Raw genomic sequence first — 21,398 nt, 5'->3', positions numbered from 1 at the left:
AATATATCATTTTCAAGCAGAAAGAAACCCACTAAAGGGTTTCTTTTATTGCTATTTCGTAATATACTTAGAACCACACAATTTAGGGCAGGGACGCGTATACGAATAGATCGGAACGTTTCTTCTAAACAATGGATCAGGGTCAAGAACAACATGAAGGTCATAACCGGATAATAAAGTTGGAACAATGACCAGATCATGCTTGTTTTTGACCGGCATGGTCATTCCTGTTGAACTGGTAAAATTACGTGTGGTTATTCCACGGTAGAATCGAATTCCTGTAATAGGATCAGTTACCCCCGGTTGTTGATTATAAAGCTGAATACTATCCATCATCGCATGCATGGTTTTCAAACCGACATGAAATGCTTTTACAGAGTCGCCCGGATAAAGCCTTCCAAATTCATTTACCGCCGCTCTCGCATCTCTAAGCGTTATGGGTCTTCCATCATTCGGGTCTAGATTTTCTACACAAAAGAAATTTGATTCTTTTTGATCCAACTGAGCCGATTTGTGTGAGGATTCTCCCCTATCATTGTGTGCCTGATAAAGCATTACGCTGAGCACAACTACCGCAACGGTTAAGACTCCGATTATTAAATTTTTTGTTTTCATGAATTGTAGTTTAAGTTTTCTATTGTTTTTGAAAATAGATATTCTAAATGATATCGGGATAAATGTTAAAAACTTATTGTGTACACAATTTCGGGCATGGACGTGTGTGCCCGTAGATTGGACCCGATGTCAGGTCCTGATCTATGCTCAACGTCGGATAAATGACCATGTCAAATTTGTTATTGATCTGAAGTCCACCGCCTAAGGTCCGTGTTGAGATCGCCCTGTAAAACCGGAAACCAATTATCGGATTTTGAGTGCCTTCCTGCGTAGTGTTATACTGTTTTGCTTTAGTAAGCATAGCATCCAATTTAATCAACCCCATGTGAAAAGCCTTTACGTTATCTGTTGCGTACAGATCTTCAAACGCCTGGATTTCCCGTGCAGCAACTTGCGATGAGATCTCTTCTCCATCGTTTGCGATCAACAGTGAAGCACAGAGTATTTTTCTTAATTTCTCGTCTAGCTGTGCGGAAGAACTTTCAGCCAATGAATCTGCCGATTTTTCATTGCTTCCAATTTGGACCAGTTCTTTCGTTTCAGTTACTTTCTCCTTTCTTTCTGAAAGTGTTCGGAACAGAATGATACTGAGTGCTATAACCGCTGCGGTCAATACACCGATGGTGATTTTTGTTTTCATACTAATTAAGTTAAATGTGAATAAGATCTTTTGAAGAGAATATTAGCCAAAGTTGATTGAAATAACGTGAGTAATAGCATACTCACGTTATTGATGCTGTAAACCTGTTGATGCCTACTTTATGCCTTTTTGTTCTTTGGAATTAGTTGGTGTTTTCCCTCCTTAGTTTCCTTGCGGTTGATTCGGGTCGCTTGACTTTCCTGTAGCTGGAGCTTTTTCTTCTTTCTCCTCCTTTGGCAATATTTTATTGATGATTGTTATCGCATCATCCTTGTACTTGTTGTAAATCTCCAGAATTTTCTCTGCTTTGATTTTTGCAGGGTTGACTTCAATAATTTTAATCCCCGCATTCAGGAACAAAGCATCTTTTGGGATGGGAATAAAAGTCGTCCGATATTTAAGTGAATCATTTTTTGATTCCGATAATGGATGTTTTCCAAACCCAATTCCAGTTAGACTTATCGGAGCCAATTCTTGAGATTTCATCTCTTTATCAACAAGGAAAGTAGGAATGATCTGAATGGTGTAATCCAAACCATTGTGTCTTTTTTTCCAACGTGCCTTTGAATATCCAAGCTCAGTAGAATCAATATAATATACGAAGCCTGTACTATCAGCAACTAATTTTGGTTTGAACGTTAATTTCAATGCCACGGTATCTTTATGTTTACCTATTGTTACCTTGCGTGTGAAAATCAGATTCGGTATTTCCCGAGATTCAGGTTCCAAATAGCTTTTCTGTACCTGGTATTCTCCTGAGAATTTTTTAACCCGTGACTCCAAAACGTTTGTAGCAATTTTGAAGCCCAAATCAATCAAAGTTGGAACAGCGGCCGCAATTGCTGCAAAAGCTTCCTCCTTACTTTTTTTGGGTATCTTAATTGTACTTTTTGAGAATTCCAGATCAACATCCTCTTTTGTATAAGATCTTTTTTTTCCAATGCTGTCATAAACTTTGGTTTGGGAAAATAGATTAAAAACCATGGTAATTGCAATAAGTGTAGAAATTGTTTTCATGATAATAAAATTTTAAATGAATAATTTAGAGCTGAGTCCATTCGTTCCAGCGCTGTAATACTGCGTCCCGAACTTTTACACAATGATTCGGGCAGCTCCCGTATCCATGGACTCCTACTACGCTAACCGTATCTCCGTTTCGAACAAAAACAGGGCTTCCACTGTTTCCACCATAGGTATCCAACATGTATGCTATTTTGTAATCATTGATATAAGAAACAGGTCCCATTGTTCCCCAGGCAGTACCTCGTAAATCTCCTCCTTTATCTGCAGGATAACCCACATTTATCAGGATTTCTCTTTCAGTAAGTTCTTTGACTCCAAGAAATCCATTCACTCGCTGATACAAGGTTTCATCCGGAAGAATAATTGCTCCATGATCAAAGTTGGAATCACGATCAACAGCCCAACCACTTACCGTTCGGAATGTGGTACTTATTTGTGAACCGAAAGGTGCAATTTCGCCATCTGCTCCGGGAATAACCTGGATACTCCGTGCCCAATCGTAATTTCTCCCTCCGTCAATCGGGTCAAAATGCACACAATGACCGCTGGTAATAATACATCGCGGTGAAATGAAAAATCCGGAACCAAAATACTGCATCCCATTTTTAGCAGTAATGATCAGGCGACAGATAAATCGATGAGGATAAATCGTCGGATCTACACGCTGGCGTTCATCTCTGCCGCAAAGACTTCTCGCCAATTCCAGGCTTTCCTCAATGTGATTTTCCGTTTGATCCATCGAAGCATTTTCTAACCACTGCTCCGAAATGGATTCTTGGGTTTCATTTGAAATTCCGCCCCAGGTTTCCGGAGGTAATGTAAAGCTGTTCTCAAATTCCCTTAACGAGTCATTTGCCATAGCTTCATTTCTTCGCTGATATTCAATTGTTTTCATGATTTCATTATTTAGTGAATTCTTAACTGATTTCTATTTTATTAAATTCTGATTCTTACTATTGACATTACCGTGCTAGCAGCCACCGGTTGTTTTACCATGTAATCTTAATTTTTGGCACAACTTTTTTAATTTCCCTGCTGACATTCTTACTTGCCTTTTCCACTTCATTGCTTACATTTCTGATTGCCTTTACAACTTCATGATTTTCTCCCGGACCGTTGACCAGATCATTAACCGTATTATTCCAGGTTTTAGTTAAATCGTTATTTGGTCCGAATTCAACATTTAAGGCATCTCCAACAGCTTTTAATCCTTTAATGATATCGTTGTTCTTTCCAAAGCAACCATTGCTTCCTCCAATTCCATAGGTAAAACACTTGTCTAGTTCTCTCGTTAGTAGTTGCCCTCCTGCACAACCGGCAAACGTATATGGTTCACCGCCGGAAGCCACTGCACATTCGATCATAATTTGTACTTCCGGATTGAGATCGAAATTTTGTACTCCGTAACACAATGCCGTACCCATAAATGTCACCTGACCTGTTTTACTTTGCTGTTCCATACAGGCTAATATTTTCGAAATCGTGGGATCATTAATTGCAGAAGACATGCACAAAGGATATCGGCTCCAATCTGTACCATATTGATTGTAGCATTCCGAAATTTTTGCTGCAATTTCTTTTTCTTTTGAGCCTCCAAGAATGCTAAACATACAGAGAACTTGTTCTTCAGGTGTTTTGGAATTTCTAATGCAATTGAAAATTTCCAGCTCTTTATTTCCCGCCATAGTTTCAACCATGCAAAGAGTGAATTTTTCTTTATCTAGCCCTGTGGTAGGTGACCATGCATTATTGTAGCACTTTTGAGCCTGTGTTTCATTTGCAATCATTAAATCACCGAAAGGGGCATCCATATTTACAATTTCATTTGGTAATGGCGCAAATACCCCACTCTTAATTTCAATTCCAACATTGGGATTATAATCAGGCACTCTAAAAATCGGTGCAGGATTCGGTGGAATGTACCCCTGATAAGTGCCTAGAATTCTTGTACCTCTATACTTGTCAATCTCTATAAATCTACCGTTCCAATCGATAAAATATGCATTGATCAAAGGATTGATTGCAGGAACGCGTAAATACATAAATCCAGATGGATCTCTTTGAACAAAACCTCTATTGCTCGGATTTTGGTCAACAACTAAAAGACCATTATCATACAATGTACAGGTTTGATTATTGACTTGATCATAGATCTTACCTATGATCTGCTGAGCGTTTACATAGATAGTGGATAATGTAAAAAACGATAAAAAGATGATGTCTTTTAATATATTAGATGTTTTCATAGCAATCTTGTTTTTAGCGTGAGTATTCTAATGAATGATTTATGAAAACAAAGGTGCCCCATCCATACTAAACCATCAATCGCTCTTAGGGGGGATTCGCCGTGTGTGAAAGGGGTATTTTAAATTAGACACGCCAAAAAGAGTACAAGGCGGATAGCTGCGGATGAGCTAAAAAAACAGGGGACTTACCTTTGCGTCTCTGCGTCCTTGGCGGTGAAAAATCCGGCTAATTGAACCGCAAAGTTGCAAAGAACGCAGAGAAAAAAGAAAAGTCCTGACAATACTATCAGGACTTCTTTCATTTATCTTACCGGTCACGGACTTAAGGGATCCGTACCCTGAGGCCTGGTGCCTCCTCCCCCATAATTAATCGTAATCCTCGCGCTTTCGAAGGATTGATAGAATGGCGGTTCCGATTCCCTGAACACCAGGATCAGACGATCTAGTTCTACGCGGAGCAGTTCGTTCAACTCCTGCTCCAGATCGGCAATGGCTTTGGTGATACTTTTCCGCTTGATGATTGCTTTGCGGGTACTGTTATTCAATTCATCGATCCCCGACAAGAGCGGAATGAGCTCATCGATGGCTTGCTGGGTGATTCCGTATGCTGCCAGCTGCGTGCCGTAAGTTGTCAAATCTCCCTTCAGTTCTGTGCAACGTGCAGCGAATTCGTTCAGCTTCATATGGATCAGATCGCTTTTACTCAAATGATTTCGTTCCTGTAGTTGCAACTCGTTGGATGCGCGACCTAGCAGGAACAAGGCATTCTGCATAACCAACATCCGCTTGCGCAGGTCTTCCGTGCGGAGGTTTTTCTCCATCGATACTCCGGTTGTAGCACCCAACTGTTCCACCAGTCGTGCACGAAGTAAATTCAGTTTGGTTTCAAAGGTGGTTACTGCGCTTGCGAATGCCGGAACGGTTTGCCAGCTGCTTTGGTGATCTGTGAGTACTGCATGTACACTCTCGTACATGTTCAGTTTGTTTGCGGTGGATCTTTTCATGATTTCCCGATTTAAAAGGTTATACTGGAGATAATGAAAAAGCGTGCCAAATTATTGTAAGTCAGTCGTTAACAGAAGTTAATTCGCCGGTTTTGTTTAGCAAAGTGTCGCTATTGATTTTCAAACTAAGGTTTTAAATGAACGAAGAGTTTCGTTCCATTTCGTTTCAAATCCCGAAAAGTCGGGACAAGTTGCGATACATTGGGTTCGAGTTGCAATACATTTGGATTGCGATTCAATTCATTGGGTTTTAGATCCAATACATTTCGTTTCAGATCCCGAAAAGTCGGGACAAGTTGGAATAGATTGGATTTAAGATTGAATACATTTTGCATCAGATTCAATTCATTGGATTTGAGATTGCATTCATTTCGTTTCAGATTCAATACATTGGGTTTGAGATGTGAAATATTCGGTTGGAGATTGGATTGTTTTATTTTCAGATGCGTTTGAATTAGTTTGAGATGGGTTCCTGATGATTGGAGATGTAATAAATTGGACAGTACGAGCAAGATGCTCGCACTAACTTGGGGAGGTTTTATTTGACTGGTCTTTCTACCCGGACATTCAATTTATTAAAATTGTTAATACCGACAACAGTAATATGATATAGATTAGTATATTCTTTATAGAAGAAATCCGGATTCAAAATCTTAACCTGAGCCTTTTTTCCGATTCCCAAAACTTTACAATTAATCTTTCCATTAACCTTAACTATTTTTGCTTTCAATTTATCACCAATTCGTGCAACTTTCAAATCATCTAGATCAATTGCATATGAGCCTTTTGTTTTTTTATATTGTTTCGATGAACAAAATAATATCTCATTTTTCTCATCAAAATAAGTTATAACTATATCACATTTTGCACCTTCCAAAAGTGGTTTTTCCACTTCTGATTTAGGTAATACTAAAGTAATTTTAAGATTATTCAACTTTATGTAATAGTGATACATCCACTCACTTTGAATGACAACCTTGAACTTTTTCCCTATAATTGCCTTAGCTTTTGATAAATCATTAATTGTTTGTAATTCATCAACTATTTTCATAAAGATACCATAGAACCCATCTTTAGTTTGAATTTGGCTAACTACATATTTTCGATTACGTAAAAAACTCAGTCTATTACTATTAGAATCTGGATAAAAGTAAATGTATAAAAGCATTGCCAAGGCTTTGTCATTAATCTTATTAGAATTTCCTATATCCTTAAGATAAGTATCTAAAATAGCTTTTCTAAGTATGGAATTACTTTTAAAAAGATCTAGCATTAAAAATCCAACACTTGGATTTATTGCTTCTTTGGAAATAATCTCGAATATTTCACGAAACTTTAAGCTAAAAGAAACTGATCTTTGAACAAATAATAAATCATTGTACTGACGTATATGTTTTACAAATTGAATTTGAAGATTTTTATCTATTTCAAATTTATAATCTGTTCCAAAAAGTTTAACGATTGAAAACAAGTGTTTATACTTAACATCATGTCTATTAGAATATTTATAGAAAATTTCAATTAATAAATTCTTTTGTTCAGATATTTCCGATAAATAATCAAACACTTGACGAAGAAAATAACCAGGATTTCTCTCAAGTAATTCATTTATAATTTCTTTCAAATTATTTTTAGAAATATCGAGAATTCTTGGAATATTACTTTTTATTAATGATATTAAATCGACTGGAGGATTCTTGATAATATCCAAAAGTTCATTTATCCTTCCTAATTCCAATAGTGTAAGATATGCCCTTTCTCCAAGTTCCCGACCATTATTCAAGTAAATAAGTGGCAAATTTCTTTTAGCTTCTTCAATTAAATCCTCTTCAATAGAATACTTGTTTTTCCAGTCTGAGGTTAAACACTTTGCTGCTAAAACGGGATCTTTCGTTTTGATTTTTTCAATGAACTCACTTTTAGATTCCTCTGAATCTATGAGACCCGAGTAGAGAATTAAAACCTCACGCCACTTTTCATCTGAACTGAAATCACCAATATTAATATCCGTTTTTTTATTTCCCACCGGACTTTATATTATGTAAAAATTCCGCGGCATAATACTCTTGATATATTTCATGAGTAAAACTTAGCTGATCCATATCTGAAACCATTATATTGAGATCCAGTGCTTTTTTAATGAATTCAATTAGATTGGTATCTAAACCAAAATTATTCTTTTGTTCTTGAAGGATTGGAATAATGTATTGATGTTTATCCAATCCGGAATTTGTTCCTGTGAGATCTCTTGTATGAAACCCCAAATAACAAAGCAATAAATGAAATTCTTCTGAATTAAATAAAGATTCTTGTTTAGTCTCCCTATCATAGAGAGACACCATAAATGACCTAAGTATTTTCCCTTTATCGTCTGGAATTCCACCCTCTTTAAGAACCACACTCACTAACATTGTAAGCATTAGTGGAGTATTTACTATTTGCTTTAAGCGGATATTCTGATTAATTTTTGTCCAGATATATTCTTTTTTTGAAGGACAATTTTTCTGCAAATATTCTTTCATTTGCGAATCTTTCATATACTGTAGAATAAAAACTGGAATCGATTTGCCAAAGGTCGATGAGTTAAATTGTCCGTTATAATCTTGTGGTCGACTTGATATTATAAACAAGTTTTTAGGATAATCAGCAATCATACTTCTGATTTGAGCAAATGCATTAGATTTAGAATTCTTTTCAATCTCATTTAACCCATCTAGATAAATATTAAATTTTCCTTTTTTTAACTCATCTACTAAAAACTCTTCAGAAACTCCAATTTTCTTAACTATTTTATCTATAATCGATTCATTATTAATTAAGTTTTTTAACTCTATATACACTGGAACTGATTTTTGGTCAGGATTAATTAAGCAATGTTCACAATCTTGAAGGTGGAGGTATAATAATGATGTAGTTTTTCCCATTCCGACTTCTCCAAGTACTATCATTTTTCTCTCAGCTATTGTCTCCTTCAAGTATTCAACAGTACCCTCTCTAGCTTCATGTTCAATTTCCAGTTCTTGGTTTTCCAAAATGGTTGTGTCAAGTATCTCTCTTGCATATAGATTTATGTTCGCTAAAGTTTCTTTTCCTTCTATATGAATAAAAATCTTTTTAATGTTCTTTACTTTATTGATTTCTGTATTTAAATAGTCATTATAAGATTCTTTCAGCAATATTCTTTTTAAAGCTTCTCTGTTTTTTGAAACAGCAAAGACACACATAATTAATACACTTCTCAACTCTCTGTACAATCTGTAATGACTATAATTCTGACAATTATGACTTTCAATATTCCTCAAATTATATGTAAGTAATAAGTGTTCTGAAAAATTTGCTGATTTATGAACCGGTACTGAATTTAAAGTGTAATTGATATTGTTTGGATTCAAATTTAAAAAAGAAATTAGCGCTGCTAATCCGTCTCTGGTGTTTTGAAATTCGCGAAATTTATTAGGATTGATAAGATATATAAGTTTCCTTAAATAAGGCTCGAATTTTGCAACCTCAGGGAAAAATGAATTTTTATTTAATCGATCTAGTGGTTTAATTAATATTTTCTCTAGAGCGTTTAACATTCTTGTTTCTATCCCCTTTATATCAGGCTCATCGACAGGAAATTTTATTAATCTAATAAATAGATCTACATCATATGATGGCTTTACAATTCTATCAAGACTCAAAACGTCTTGAATTTCATCCAAAATCTCATCCTTAAGTTGGTTATTTTCCATTACTTTTTATGTCCTTGAATTTCACAAACAAATCTTTTGCTAAATCCCTCCATATATTTTCGAAATAATTCAACTACAAAACTTTATTAGATTGATCAAATTCTTGGAAGAAAAATGCTTGCATGTTACTAATAATGAGCAATATCATGTGTACTAATTTACATGATAGAAAAAGAAATATCGATGTAATAAATATTTGATAAATCATTTGAGGAAATATCTCTACTTCTTTGATCATTACTTTTTGACATTCACAAGTCAAAGTTTGAGTTAAAAAACTTACAAATATTAGGAAAACAGCGATTACAATTGAAAAACTAATTTGTGAAATTAAACTTTTAGAAAACCTTTTATATTTATCAAGAAAGCGAATCAGAAGTTTTGAAACCACTTCCTCATTTTCAGGGTTCCTTTCAACTTCATTTATTTTGTGAACTGTTTTATCTGTAACATAGACTATTAGGGTAAAATAGAATCCGGTAAAAATTGCTAAAGAACTAATAATTACATCTAAATAATTGTTTGATACACGAAACCCAAAAAGAGACATTAAAATCGACACAATTGAGAAAGAAGTATTAATCCCAATCTTTTTCTTTCCCAAAGATTTCTCGCCATTTTGCCATATTTCAATTATATGTAATTTGTTAGAGATCATTCTTCCTCTCCTTCTAAAGTTTTAATAATATCATTATCTAAAACCTGAATAAAGTCTTCATAGAGTGCCTGGTAATTGTATTTACCATTTTCAATTTTTATTTTATTCACAGCATTTAATTCAATTTTTGGAATCATTTTTTCCAAATAACTTCCCATATCTTTAAACCTTGGGTTTCCTTGAGCGTTTTCTCCTGTTACGTGAGCCTTAATTGTTGATTTATCTGCATCAATACCAAACTCAACCAAATCAGGAAATTCACTCAGGTATTCTTCTATGTCATGTTCTTTCTTCCGCACGATACTTTTCGCAAAATCAACAATTGGAACATCAATCTCTGAAATTTCAATTTTAATTTTGTATTGCTTATCATCTGCTAAGAATAATAGTTTTTCATTTAACTTTTTATTCGCTTTATTTTGAACAATTGTAATTTTATCAACAAAGGATCCTTTCTTAAGAATTGCTTTTTGTTTATCTGACATGAAAATTTTATAAGTCAAATTAAATCCTTCCAAATGAAAAAATTGTCTAATCAGTGCTTGAAATTCAGAGTTTAGTGATTTATCGTTATACTTTTGTATCATTACTACTCCTGTATCTGAGTTAACTGGGAAATGTATCATAAAGAAAAATGGGCTATCTGTAAAATCTTCTGGGCCCAAAGGTGTTTTGACATATTTTTTACCAGCTCGTTTATTAAAGTTTCCCTCTTCACCTGTATTACCCCCAACAAAAATTCCATATACACATGAATTTTTCACGTCGACTTCTAATAGATCAAATCTATATTTTTTTGTTTTGTACAAATTTGAAACAAAATCTTCTTCTGGTGATGATTTGGCTGTATTAAATGAATTTTCAACAAAAGTCTTAAAACCGTTTAAAAGTAATTTATTGGTAATCTTTTTTTCAGTCAATCCAAATAAACGCCTTCCTACTTCATTTAACAGCAGTAGATCACGTTTACCCCTATATCTAATTGAAAACGTTTTTATTTCTAGGAAAAGTTGTCTTGACATTAAGGTTAATTTATAAGTAGAAGGCAAACATACTTATTTGTCAAGCACTTTACCAACCGTATTTACCACATATCTCTATGTGGTAAACCACAATTTTCCACCTATTTTCAAATCCAAATTTCTCCTACCTTTATCCAAACAAAACTATTTGCTTAAATTTATTCCATGAACGTTCGGTTAACCAAAGATCAGAAGATAAAAATTGCCAATTCGGATGATGTGTACAGCATCATGCAGCAGATTCTATTGCGTGAAAACAGGATTGGTAGAGATCAGGAACACTTTTGGATAGTAGGTTTAGACAAAGCAAACAAGATTTTGTTCATTGAATTGTTGGCATTGGGCAATGACAATCGGGTGCATATCAAAGCTCCGCAGGTGTTCCGAATGGCTATCTATAAAAATGCGCCGAAAGTTATTTTCATTCACAATCACCCTTCCGGCGCTATTAAGCCCAGCGAAGAAGATTTGAAAACAACCGACCGCTTGTTGAAGGCTGGTGAAATCATTGAAATCGATGTGATTGATCATTTGATTATTTCTGAGAAGGAATATTTCGGTTTCAACGAAGCAGGGATGATCGAAGAATTGAAAAACAATGGCGTTTACCGGATTGTAGAACGCGAACGAGCTGATTTGGAGAAATGGCGTTTGGAGAATGAACGAGAGAAAGCGTCCAAAGAAGCTAATAAAGAAACAGCTAAGAGATTACTTGCTCTGAATACCTTATCAACGGAAGAAATCCGAAAAGCAACAGGATTGACAGTTCGGGAGATGAATAAGGTGGTGAAGGATTTGATCTAAAGTAGATAGCTGAGATCCTCTGCGCCTCCGGGCGATAGGCCACCTCCCTTAATCCCTCCTCAAGGAGGGAGATCTAATCCTCCTCCCTTGAGAAGAGAAAGCACTGCTTTCGAAGACCGAAGGGAAAGACCGAGGAGGGTGGCTTGATATCCGCTTTAATTGACATAAAACCCCGCCAACATGAAACACCTTTTCTTTCTCTTACTCACCGCCTCTTTCGTTGCAAGCTGCTCGGATTGGGTTCCTGAACCCGATAAGGAGCTGCGGGAGGAAGCTGAAAAAATGCAGGCACTCCAAAAGACCGGATGTGTGTTTTCTTCCCCGGACCATACGCTTTCGGGAATCGAACTGCGAAATGCTGCAAGCACAGAGCAGGTATTAGGGAAAGACACCAAACTAACGGGCGATTCCACGCACCTGTTCTACTCCGGAAACCGGAAACAAATGTTAGCCTTAACGGTCTTTGCCGGTGACTACCTAAACCAGGTAAGTGTGTTCCGGGTTTATTATGCTCCCAATGGCAACCAACCCTACCCGAAAATGAAGACTTCGGACTTTGTCACTGAAAAAGGGATCCGTTTGGGAATCAGCAGGAAAGAACTTACCGGAAAGCTGGGATCGTGTTACATCGTAAAGGACAGTACTGCCAACACCGTTACGTTGAAGTACCTGATCGTGCAAGATCTGGTGTATTTTGCCACGTATCAATTCCGGAACGATCAACTGGAAGCCATGGCTTTTGGGTATGAGTATCCGTGAGTATAAACTAATCCGCAAAGTTTAAAACATCGTAACAGTCGACAACTTCACCATTGAGTATTGCCTTTATCTGAAAATCACTCGTATATTTCATATACCACGATTCCTTATTCTGTTTTTCACAAATTTCCTTTCCGATTTTCGCTAGCGCAGAAATCAAATAAATCTGTACTTTTTGTGGATAGTATGTGAAGTGGGTAAAAACATCTTCTAAATTCCACTCTGCCTGTTCTGTTTTTCCGGCATTAGGTTTGTACTTCGTATTTCGTTTGTTTCTGATTTCAGTGTCAAATTCCACTATTGCCAGGGCAGTTTTTAATTCAGATGAAAATTCCAATCTTATTTCCACAATTGTTTCGGGTTCTCGCAGAAATAGAATACCTCCATTGTAAGTGTTGTGAATTCTCCATTTTCCCTTTGATAGGAAACCACCGAAATCCTCAATCAACCAATTCTCCAATGAATCAGGAAGTTCTTCCTTGCACAAATTGAAAAGAGATGTCAATGCACTAAAAAGCACCTTCGTATCTCTCACTTTGAACTCCATATTTTCTAACAATCCCATTAGTAGCCAATTCTTGAACGAAAATAAGCACTTTTCAACGAAAATTGAATTTTTCATTCGGGAGATGAATCAGGTGGTGAAGGAGGTTGGGGAGTAAGATCTTCGAAATAAAATCTGAAGGCCATCCTCCCCCTTGCATCCCCCTCCAAAGGGGGAATTTTAATCTCTCTCTTTACCAAATCAATTTCGGAAAGAAAATCGATCCTTGGCTTAGCGGATCGACACAGCGGAAAACCATCCGCCCGATCACGGATTCTCAGTTCTCAGTTAGATGCACAATTTGCCATTTAACCAGTTAATGTTCGATCGAAGCATAAGGCTTTCCGGTTCGGCTGCCGATTCAGGAAAGTACTATTCCAAAGTCGTTGTAAACACTTTGGAATAGTATTTCGGATCCTGATCCCTCCTTTCCGTTAATCGGCCCGAACGGGAAAGCTGCTTGAAGGGTGAGCGGGCAAAGGCATTTTTGCCTACTTTTTGGGCCTCGACAAAAAGTAGGAAGATCATGCAGGAGATGAATCAGGTGGTGAAGGATTGGAAGCAGAGATAGAAGTTCTTTGATTGATATAGCTACCACCTCCTATCGATCCTCAATGCCACCCCTCTCGATCTTCCGCCGCGGCGGAGAGAGAACCTAAGATTCTCTTTCTTGTTATGTATTTCCCTTAAAACGGACCGCATTCATGACCAAAATCATACTTTTTCAGAATTTCTTTTTGCAAAATTTGCACCTTGAATGAGAATATTTGTCTCTTGGAACTTGAAAATCTCAGAACAGAACTGCAAAAACTGGATGCGGAGTTTATTCGATTGCTTTCGGAACGTCAGCGCATTGCCTGTGAAATAGGAGCTATCAAACAGCGCTCTGGCATTTCTTTCGAACAGCCGGAAATTTGGAACAAGCATTGTTTGGAGCGCCGGAAATTGGCGGTTGCCAGCTGCGTGCATCCCGATTTGGTGTCACAGGTTTTTGAATGCATTCATCGATTTTCAATAGACATACAACAACATACAACAACTGATGAGTAAAATGGAATTGATGGCCCCGGCAGGGTCATACGAATCGTTGATGGCGGCCGTAAAAGCAGGTGCCGATTCGGTTTATTTCGGAGTGGAGCAATTAAACATGCGCACCAAATCCACACATAATTTCACGCTGGAAGATTTACCTGAAATTGCCCGCATCTGTAAGGAAAACGGATTAAAGAGTTATCTGACGCTCAATACCATTGTGTACGATCATGACGTGTCATTAATGAAACGGATCGTGGATGCATCTGCCGAAGCCGGAATCACAGCGATTATTGCTTCGGACCTGGCTGTGATGAATTACGCGCGCAAAACGGGTGTGACGATTCATATTTCCACACAGACCAATATTACAAACATCGATACCGTGGAGTTCTTTGCGGACTATGCCGATGTGATAGTGATGTCTCGCGAATTGAGCTTGCTGCAAGTGGAAAGTATCAACAAAGAAATCAAACGCCGCAATATCACCGGACCTTCCGGAAACCTGATCCGCACGGAAGTATTCGGTCACGGAGCTTTGTGCATGGCAGTTTCGGGAAAATGTTACCTGAGCCTGCACACGCATTTCTCTTCTGCAAATCGGGGGGCATGTGTTCAGAATTGTCGCCACAGCTACATTGTCACCACGAAGGAAGATGGAATTGAACTGGAGATCGACAACGAATATATCATGTCGGCCAAAGATTTGTGCACCATTGATTTCCTGGACAAAGTTATTGCCGCCGGTGTTTCCGTACTGAAAATCGAAGGAAGAGGCAGAAGTGCCGACTATGTATACACGACAACCAGATGCTATCGCGAAGCCATTGATGCGTATGAAGATGGGAGTTTCTCTGCTGAAAAGGTGCAGGACTGGAAAGAACGTTTGAGTACCGTCTTTAATCGCGGTTTCTGGGACGGTTACTACCTGGGGCGCACCATGGGAGAATGGAGTGACGAAGCCGGATCGAAAGCTACCAAACGCAAAGTATACATCGGGAAAGGCATGAAGTATTACGAGACTGCCGGAATCTGTGAGTTTCTGATTGAAGCACAGGGAGTGGAATTGGGAGATGAGCTGATTATCACCGGCCCAACTACTGGCGTGATCGAAACTGTGATGACTGAAATGCGTGCAGACGACCAGCCTGTGGAATTTGTGAAGCGCGGAACAACTATCACGTTCCCCATCGCTGAAAAAATCCGTCCATCGGATAAATTATACAAACTGGTACCGGTTGTATGATTCGTATTCTGCAGCACAGACACAAATGCATTGGTTGTAATGCCTGCGTGGAAGCCGATAAATACCGGTGGAGGATTTCCAAAAAGGACGGGAAATGCACATTGGTTGGCGGTACGGAGAAAAAAGGATGGTTTTCTGTGGCAGTGGAAGACGATGAAGAGCCGGCCATCGAAAAAGCTGTAAGGAACTGTCCTGTCAACATCATCCGGTATCATTCGTTGTGAGTGTTTCCAGTTGAATGAATTGTGAATCGCTCTTCCTCTATCCTCTTTCTTGCTATCAACTAGTACTTCTATTCTTGAGTGTAGAAGTGGATTCTCGTCTCCCTCCTTGAGGAGGGACTAAGGGAGGTGGCCTGTGTAGACGCCTCTATGCGACCTTCCACCTCCTATCGATCCTCAATGCCACCCCTCTCGATCTTCCGCCGCGGCGGAGAGAGGACTTAAGATCCTCTTTTTTGCTATCAAAAAGTACTTCTATTCTTGAGTGGAGAAGTGGATTCTCGTCTCCCTCCTTGAGGAGGGACTAAGGGAGGTGGCAAAATGATCGAAAGCTATTGCAGGTCTTTCTTTTTTTGGTTAAATTAAATCATGAAAAAATTTAGCCACAATCACTACAACCCCAAACTGAAAGAGTATGCCCGTGAGTTAAGAACGGAAACGGTTTCGAAAGCGGAAAAATACATGTGGAAAGGATTGCTTTCCAGAAAACAAACCGGAGAACGATTTTTGCGCCAAAGACCCATAACCAATTTCATCGTTGATTTCTTTGCTCCTGAAATCGGGTTAATTATTGAAATCGATGGTAACTCGCACTGGAATAAAGGAGATTACGACCGTTACCGGGAAGATAAACTCGTTTCTCTTGGATATACCTTGATTCGATTTACAGAAGGAGATGTGATCCAAAATTTGGACGTAGTCTCAGAACGGGTAAGGCATGTGATTTATGCTTTGAGAAATAAGGATTCTGGTTATGATTCATAAACCGCCACCGCCACCCTCCTATCAATTCTCAATGCCACCCCTCTTGATCTCCCCTCAAGGGGAGAGGACCTAAGATCCTCTTTATTGCAGATCCTAAAAAACGAATACTTGTTATCTCCTGGCGAATTTCAATTGAATCCCCTCTAATACCAATCCAACCCGTTTTCTTAGGTTTCAGGTGCTTTGGATGGTGTACTTTTGCAGTATTATAAACAACAGAAGTTCGATTAAAAGCGCGATGAAACAAAACATCTTACTGACTAAAACAACTCATCCATGGGATTATTTCGGAGCTGATTGGCGCTCTTTTCCCCGTGAGAATTGTACTTTTGCACTTTTTTTAAATTAAAATCCTTTCTGCCTGATGAAACATTCATCCTTTATCAATTTTTTTTTGGTTTTATGCCTCGCTGTTAGTTGCACCAATGCATTTGCGGCACGGATCTACGTAAAACAAAATGCCACAGGTGCCAATAATGGTACTTCGTGGACCAATGCATACACCAGTCTGGAATGGGCGCTTGCTTTTGCGGCGAGTGGCGACGAGATCTGGGTGGCTGCCGGAACCTATTATACTTCCGATGCGAATGACCCGAACAACAGCTTTGTGTTGGGCGACAATGTGAAGCTTTACGGGAATTTTGCCGGTACGGAAACAAACCTCAGCCAGCGTGTGGGTCTTACTCCCAACGCTTCGGGGGCAAACCGAACCAATGAAACCATTCTTTCCGGAGATATCGGTGTACTTGGAAATAATTCAGACAATGCTTACCGGGTCATGTATCTTGTTGGGAACTCAACTTCCGTTTTCATCGACGGGATCAAGATCGTTGGCGGTAATTCACGTGCCGGTGTAGTGCGTGCGAAAGGTGCAGGGATCTTTATCCAGAACAGTGGAACCGTCCAGTTGAGCAATCTGATCATTTCCGACAACAAATGCCTTTCCGAAGGAGCTACAGGTGGTTCCGGTGCAGGACTGTATATTGATAACAGCGGCGCATTGACTTTAACGAATTCCGTTATTCGCAACAATAACCTGGTGGAAGCAACTGTCTACTACAATTCCTCCGCTTTCCTCGGAGGTGGTGGGGTTTATTGCAATTCGGTTTCTGTTCAGATTTCGAACAGCTTTATTACCAATAATACCGTTGCATCTGGCGGATACGGGGATGTTTACGGGGGTGGTGTTTGTTTGAAGCGCACCGGTGTTTCCAACGTAACGTTAACCAACACAGAGATCACCAACAATACGATTACTAAGAACGGATCTTTGAGTACTTATGCCCAAGGTGGCGGATTCTACTGCTACGGTACTACTGCGAATACACTTTCAGTAAGCGGATCCAAATTCAATAACAACTCCTGCCTGGCAGCTGCAGCCAACTCTACCTATGGTGAAGCTTACGCAGGTGGGGCTTATTTCTTCGGAGATACGCTGCGCATTGCAAACTGCGAGTTCCTTACAAACACGGTTACCGGAGGGATGAATACCTACGGTGGAGGAATTTACACCTCCCAAACCAAAAAAGCAATCATTTCCAATTCCCAATTCAACTACAATGCACTGAATAACGGACAAACGAATACAGGTGCAGGAGCCTATCTCGGAGGTGCTTCCGGTTCGCTGCCCTTTGAAATCAACAACTGCGAATTTTCAAACAACTCCATTCTTTCCGCTAAATACACTGTCACCGGAAGAGGAGCGGGATTACACGGAAACGTCCCCTTAACAATTACCGGTTCTGACTTCAGCAACAACCACATCACAGTTACCGCTAACAATAACACCACTACCTCAGCTGCACAGGCCGCAGGATACGGAGGAGGAATTTCCGCAGGAAGCGTACTCGATGTGGACAATTGTACGTTTAATAATAACGTACTGAATTGCACGATGAATTACGACGTGGAGAATTATTATACCTACAATGCACAGCATGCCATTGCTTATGGAGGCGGAATCTATACAACTACTTATTTTAATGTACGAAACTCTTCCTTTTACAATAACAACAACCAGGCAAATGCGAATGCACTGTATACCGGCTATTCCGTTCAGGGATTAACTAAAGGAGGCGGTTTCTGTTCCGAATTCTCATCCGCACCTTCAACCGGACCTTCAAAATTACTGAACTGTGAATTTACCGGGAACACTACCTACTCAGCGGCTTATTCGAATATCAACAACAGTGCTACCAAAGGAGGTGGTGTTTCGATTGAAAATACGTACACTGCTTATCAGGTTCATGTAGACGGATGTACCATTTCCAATAACCTGTCATACATTGCTAACCCGAATGCTCCTGCCAATTCAGGAGGAGGAATCTATTTTTCGAGCGCCGGTCATATTTTTCAGACAAAGATCCAGAATAATCAGGCACGATCACTTAAAGGAGACGTTTACGGAGGTGGAGCTTACACGGCTGCCAGTGGATTTATTTCCAACTGCCTGATTACAGGAAACGGTGTAAAAAGTCCTGGCAAAGCATACGGGGGTGGGATCTACAATACCGGAACATCAACCATGTCTAGCCTTACTGTTGCCGAGAATACATCTACCAGTACCAGCAGTGCAGACGATAAAGGTGCGGGAGTTTACAACAATTCCAACAAAAGCCTTTACAATTCGATTGTTTACTACAACGAGTCAACGGATAATTACTTCGGACAGGCTTCCTATCTGCCTTTCAATTGTATTATCCAGTACTTCCCGAACGGAGCAACGAACTACAACCTCCCTCCTTTCTTTGCGGATACAGCAGCAAATGATTTCCACGTAGCAGCAAACTCCATTGCTATCAACCACGGAAACAACACGTACATTCCTGCCGGAGTAACACTTGATTTGGACGGAAATCCACGAATTTTGAATACGACTATTGATATCGGCGCTTACGAGCTAGATCCGTGCATCAACCAAACTTCTATTACAGCTTTAATTTGTCCGGGTGGTTCATACTCCTTCAACGGAATGACTTTGACCACTGCGGGTGTTTACAAAGACACTTTATTGAATGTTTCGGGTTGTGACAGTATCATTACCCTGAGCCTGACATTAAGCTCCCCAAGCAATTCCAATACGACGATTGCCGTTTGTAACAGTTACACCTGGAACGGAACTGCGTATACCACTTCCGGAACGTATACCTGGAACGGGACGAATACAGCAGGATGTGACTCTACAGCAACATTGAATTTGACAATTAAACAGCCAACAACTTCTACTGTTACAACAAGTGCCTGTACCAGCTATAACTGGCATGGAACAACATATACTTCCAGCGGAACATACATCTGGACGGGAACGAATGCGGCTGGTTGCGATTCAGTGGTAACTCTGAACTTAACCATCAAACAACCGACAACATCTACGGTTTCAGCATCAGCATGCAGTTCTTACAACTGGCATGGAACGACTTATACTACCAGCGGAGCTTATATTTGGCACGGAACAAATGCTGCGGGATGTGATTCGGCGGTAACTTTGAACTTAACAATCAACCAACCGACAACGTCAACCCTTTCTGCAACAGCTTGCGACAGTTATACCTGGCACGGAACAACTTATACTACTTCAGGGGCTTATGTTTGGCACGGAACGAACGCCGCGGGATGTGATTCGGCAGTAACTTTGAACTTAACGATCAATTACGCAACAAGCTCAAGTACTTCCATTGCAGCATGTGGTACTTACAACTGGCACGGAACTGTTTATTCAGCAAGCGGAACATACATCTGGACAGGAACAAATGCATCGGGCTGTGTTTTAACAGAAACACTGAACCTGATTATCAAACAACCGACAACGTCTACCGTTTCAGCTTCAGCATGTAGTTCTTACAACTGGCATGGAACAACTTATACTACTTCCGGTGCATACACTTGGACAGGAACGAACGCCGTTGGTTGCGATTCAATTGTTACTTTGAATTTGATTATCAAACAACCGACAACGTCTACCGTTTCAGCTTCAGCATGTAGTTCTTATAACTGGCACGGAACAACTTATACTACTTCCGGTGCTTATACTTGGACAGGAACGAACGCTCTTGGATGTGATTCAATCGTTACATTGAATTTGATTATCAAACAACCGACAACATCAACTATTTCAGCTTCGGCTTGTAGTTCTTACAACTGGCACGGAACAACTTATACTGCTTCCGGTGCTTATACTTGGACAGGAACGAACGCTGCCGGATGCGATTCAATTGTTACTTTGAATTTGATTATCAAACAACCGACAACGTCTACTGTTTCAGCATCAGCATGTAGTTCTTACAACTGGCATGGAACAACGTACACCACTTCCGGTGCTTATAACTGGACAGGAACGAATGCTGCGGGTTGTGATTCAATTGTTACTTTGAATTTGATTATCAAACAACCGACAACATCAACCGTTTCTGCTTCAGCTTGTAATTCGTACAACTGGCATGGAACAACTTATACTACTTCCGGTGCTTATAACTGGACAGGAACGAACGCTGCCGGATGCGATTCAATCGTTACTTTGAATTTGATTATCAAACAACCAACAACGTCTACCGTTTCAGCTTCAGCATGTAGTTCTTACAACTGGCACGGAACAACTTATACTACTTCAGGTGCTTATAACTGGACAGGAACAAATGCTGCCGGATGTGATTCAATCGTTACTTTGAATTTGATTATCAAACAACCGACAACGTCTACTGTTTCAGCATCAGCATGTAGTACTTACAATTGGCATGGAACAACGTACACCACTTCAGGTGCTTATAACTGGACAGGAACAAACGCTGTTGGATGTGATTCAATTGTTACTTTGAATTTGACTATCAAACAACCGACAACGTCTACTGTTTCATCATCAGCATGTAGTTCTTATAACTGGCACGGAACAACTTATACTACTTCCGGTGCTTATAACTGGACAGGAACAAACGCTGCCGGATGTGATTCAATCGTTACTTTGAACCTGACAATCACTCAACCGTCGACTTCTACCCTTTCTGAAACGGAATGTGGATCTTACACATGGCATGGAACAACTTATTCTACTTCCGGTGCATATACTTGGACAGGAACAAACGCTGCCGGATG

At 39.3% G+C, this 21,398-nt stretch carries 19 protein-coding genes; 7 read left to right on the top strand and 12 right to left on the bottom strand.

Annotated elements, in window-relative coordinates:
- Positions 1–51: 51 nt before the first annotated feature.
- The 11 genes from AAG807_RS03400 to AAG807_RS03350 form a co-directional block, all read right to left on the bottom strand.
- The gene (locus AAG807_RS03400; protein WP_341900805.1) at positions 52–615 is read right to left on the bottom strand and encodes a hypothetical protein; all 564 of its coding nucleotides are present in this window, start codon (positions 613–615) and stop codon (positions 52–54) included.
- Between the two features lie 73 nt (positions 616–688).
- Positions 689–1,255, bottom strand: coding sequence for a hypothetical protein (locus AAG807_RS03395; RefSeq protein WP_341900803.1), 567 nt, complete (start codon positions 1,253–1,255; stop codon positions 689–691).
- Between the two features lie 162 nt (positions 1,256–1,417).
- Positions 1,418–2,272, bottom strand: a complete 855-nt coding sequence (locus AAG807_RS03390; RefSeq protein ID WP_341900802.1) for a hypothetical protein — start codon at positions 2,270–2,272, stop codon at positions 1,418–1,420.
- 25 nt (positions 2,273–2,297) lie between these two features.
- Complete coding sequence (locus AAG807_RS03385; protein ID WP_341900800.1) at positions 2,298–3,173, bottom strand: trypsin-like peptidase domain-containing protein; 876 nt, start codon at positions 3,171–3,173, stop codon at positions 2,298–2,300.
- A 94-nt stretch (positions 3,174–3,267) separates the two neighbouring features.
- Positions 3,268–4,524, bottom strand: coding sequence for a hypothetical protein (locus AAG807_RS03380; protein WP_341900798.1), 1,257 nt, complete (start codon positions 4,522–4,524; stop codon positions 3,268–3,270).
- Between the two features lie 314 nt (positions 4,525–4,838).
- The gene (locus tag AAG807_RS03375) at positions 4,839–5,528 is read right to left on the bottom strand and encodes a hypothetical protein (RefSeq protein WP_341900797.1); all 690 of its coding nucleotides are present in this window, start codon (positions 5,526–5,528) and stop codon (positions 4,839–4,841) included.
- 125 nt (positions 5,529–5,653) lie between these two features.
- A complete protein-coding gene (locus AAG807_RS03370; protein WP_341900795.1) occupies positions 5,654–5,914 on the bottom strand; it encodes a hypothetical protein in 261 nt (86 codons plus the stop codon).
- Between the two features lie 152 nt (positions 5,915–6,066).
- Complete coding sequence (locus AAG807_RS03365; RefSeq protein WP_341900793.1) at positions 6,067–7,554, bottom strand: hypothetical protein; 1,488 nt, start codon at positions 7,552–7,554, stop codon at positions 6,067–6,069.
- Positions 7,544–9,262, bottom strand: coding sequence for a hypothetical protein (locus AAG807_RS03360; protein WP_341900791.1), 1,719 nt, complete (start codon positions 9,260–9,262; stop codon positions 7,544–7,546). Before AAG807_RS03360 ends, AAG807_RS03365 begins: the two co-directional genes overlap by 11 nt.
- 73 nt (positions 9,263–9,335) lie before the next feature.
- Entirely contained in the window at positions 9,336–9,866 is a 531-nt protein-coding gene (locus AAG807_RS03355; RefSeq protein ID WP_341900789.1) for a hypothetical protein, read from the bottom strand.
- A gap of 50 nt (positions 9,867–9,916) precedes the next feature.
- Positions 9,917–10,942, bottom strand: a complete 1,026-nt coding sequence (locus AAG807_RS03350) for a hypothetical protein (RefSeq protein WP_341900787.1) — start codon at positions 10,940–10,942, stop codon at positions 9,917–9,919.
- Positions 10,943–11,107: 165 nt separating this feature from the next.
- Here AAG807_RS03350 and AAG807_RS03345 point away from each other — a divergent pair, with 165 nt between their 5' ends.
- Together AAG807_RS03345 and AAG807_RS03340 are read left to right on the top strand one after the other, a co-directional pair.
- Entirely contained in the window at positions 11,108–11,746 is a 639-nt protein-coding gene (locus AAG807_RS03345; RefSeq protein ID WP_341900785.1) for a JAB domain-containing protein, read from the top strand.
- 180 nt (positions 11,747–11,926) lie between these two features.
- On the top strand, positions 11,927–12,505 hold the full coding sequence (locus tag AAG807_RS03340) for a hypothetical protein (RefSeq protein ID WP_341900783.1): 579 nt from the start codon (positions 11,927–11,929) through the stop codon (positions 12,503–12,505).
- 7 nt (positions 12,506–12,512) lie between these two features.
- Here the strand turns inward: AAG807_RS03340 and AAG807_RS03335 are convergent, their stop codons facing one another.
- On the bottom strand, positions 12,513–13,070 hold the full coding sequence (locus AAG807_RS03335) for a hypothetical protein (RefSeq protein ID WP_341900781.1): 558 nt from the start codon (positions 13,068–13,070) through the stop codon (positions 12,513–12,515).
- A gap of 732 nt (positions 13,071–13,802) precedes the next feature.
- On the opposite strand from AAG807_RS03335, the gene AAG807_RS03330 reads away from it, so the two are divergent.
- The 5 genes from AAG807_RS03330 to AAG807_RS03310 form a co-directional block, all read left to right on the top strand.
- On the top strand, positions 13,803–14,099 hold the full coding sequence (locus AAG807_RS03330; RefSeq protein WP_341900779.1) for a chorismate mutase: 297 nt from the start codon (positions 13,803–13,805) through the stop codon (positions 14,097–14,099).
- A complete protein-coding gene (locus tag AAG807_RS03325) occupies positions 14,092–15,327 on the top strand; it encodes a peptidase U32 family protein (protein ID WP_341900778.1) in 1,236 nt (411 codons plus the stop codon). Before AAG807_RS03330 ends, AAG807_RS03325 begins: the two co-directional genes overlap by 8 nt.
- Positions 15,324–15,551, top strand: a complete 228-nt coding sequence (locus AAG807_RS03320; RefSeq protein ID WP_341900776.1) for a ferredoxin — start codon at positions 15,324–15,326, stop codon at positions 15,549–15,551. The genes AAG807_RS03325 and AAG807_RS03320 overlap by 4 nt, the downstream gene beginning before the upstream one ends.
- Before the next feature lie 366 nt (positions 15,552–15,917).
- Positions 15,918–16,313 (top strand): endonuclease domain-containing protein, encoded by a 396-nt coding sequence (locus AAG807_RS03315; protein WP_341900774.1) that lies wholly within the window; start codon positions 15,918–15,920, stop codon positions 16,311–16,313.
- A 364-nt stretch (positions 16,314–16,677) separates the two neighbouring features.
- A partial coding sequence (locus AAG807_RS03310) for a choice-of-anchor Q domain-containing protein (protein WP_341900773.1) occupies positions 16,678–21,398 on the top strand: 4,721 nt, incomplete at its 3' end.

Origin of the sequence: Fluviicola taffensis DSM 16823 (assembly GCF_943372375.1) — a bacterium.
Taxonomy (GTDB): domain Bacteria; phylum Bacteroidota; class Bacteroidia; order Flavobacteriales_D; family Crocinitomicaceae; genus Fluviicola; species Fluviicola taffensis_A.
Note: the sequence above shows the minus strand (reverse complement) of the source record. Positions and strands in the feature narration are given on the sequence as shown.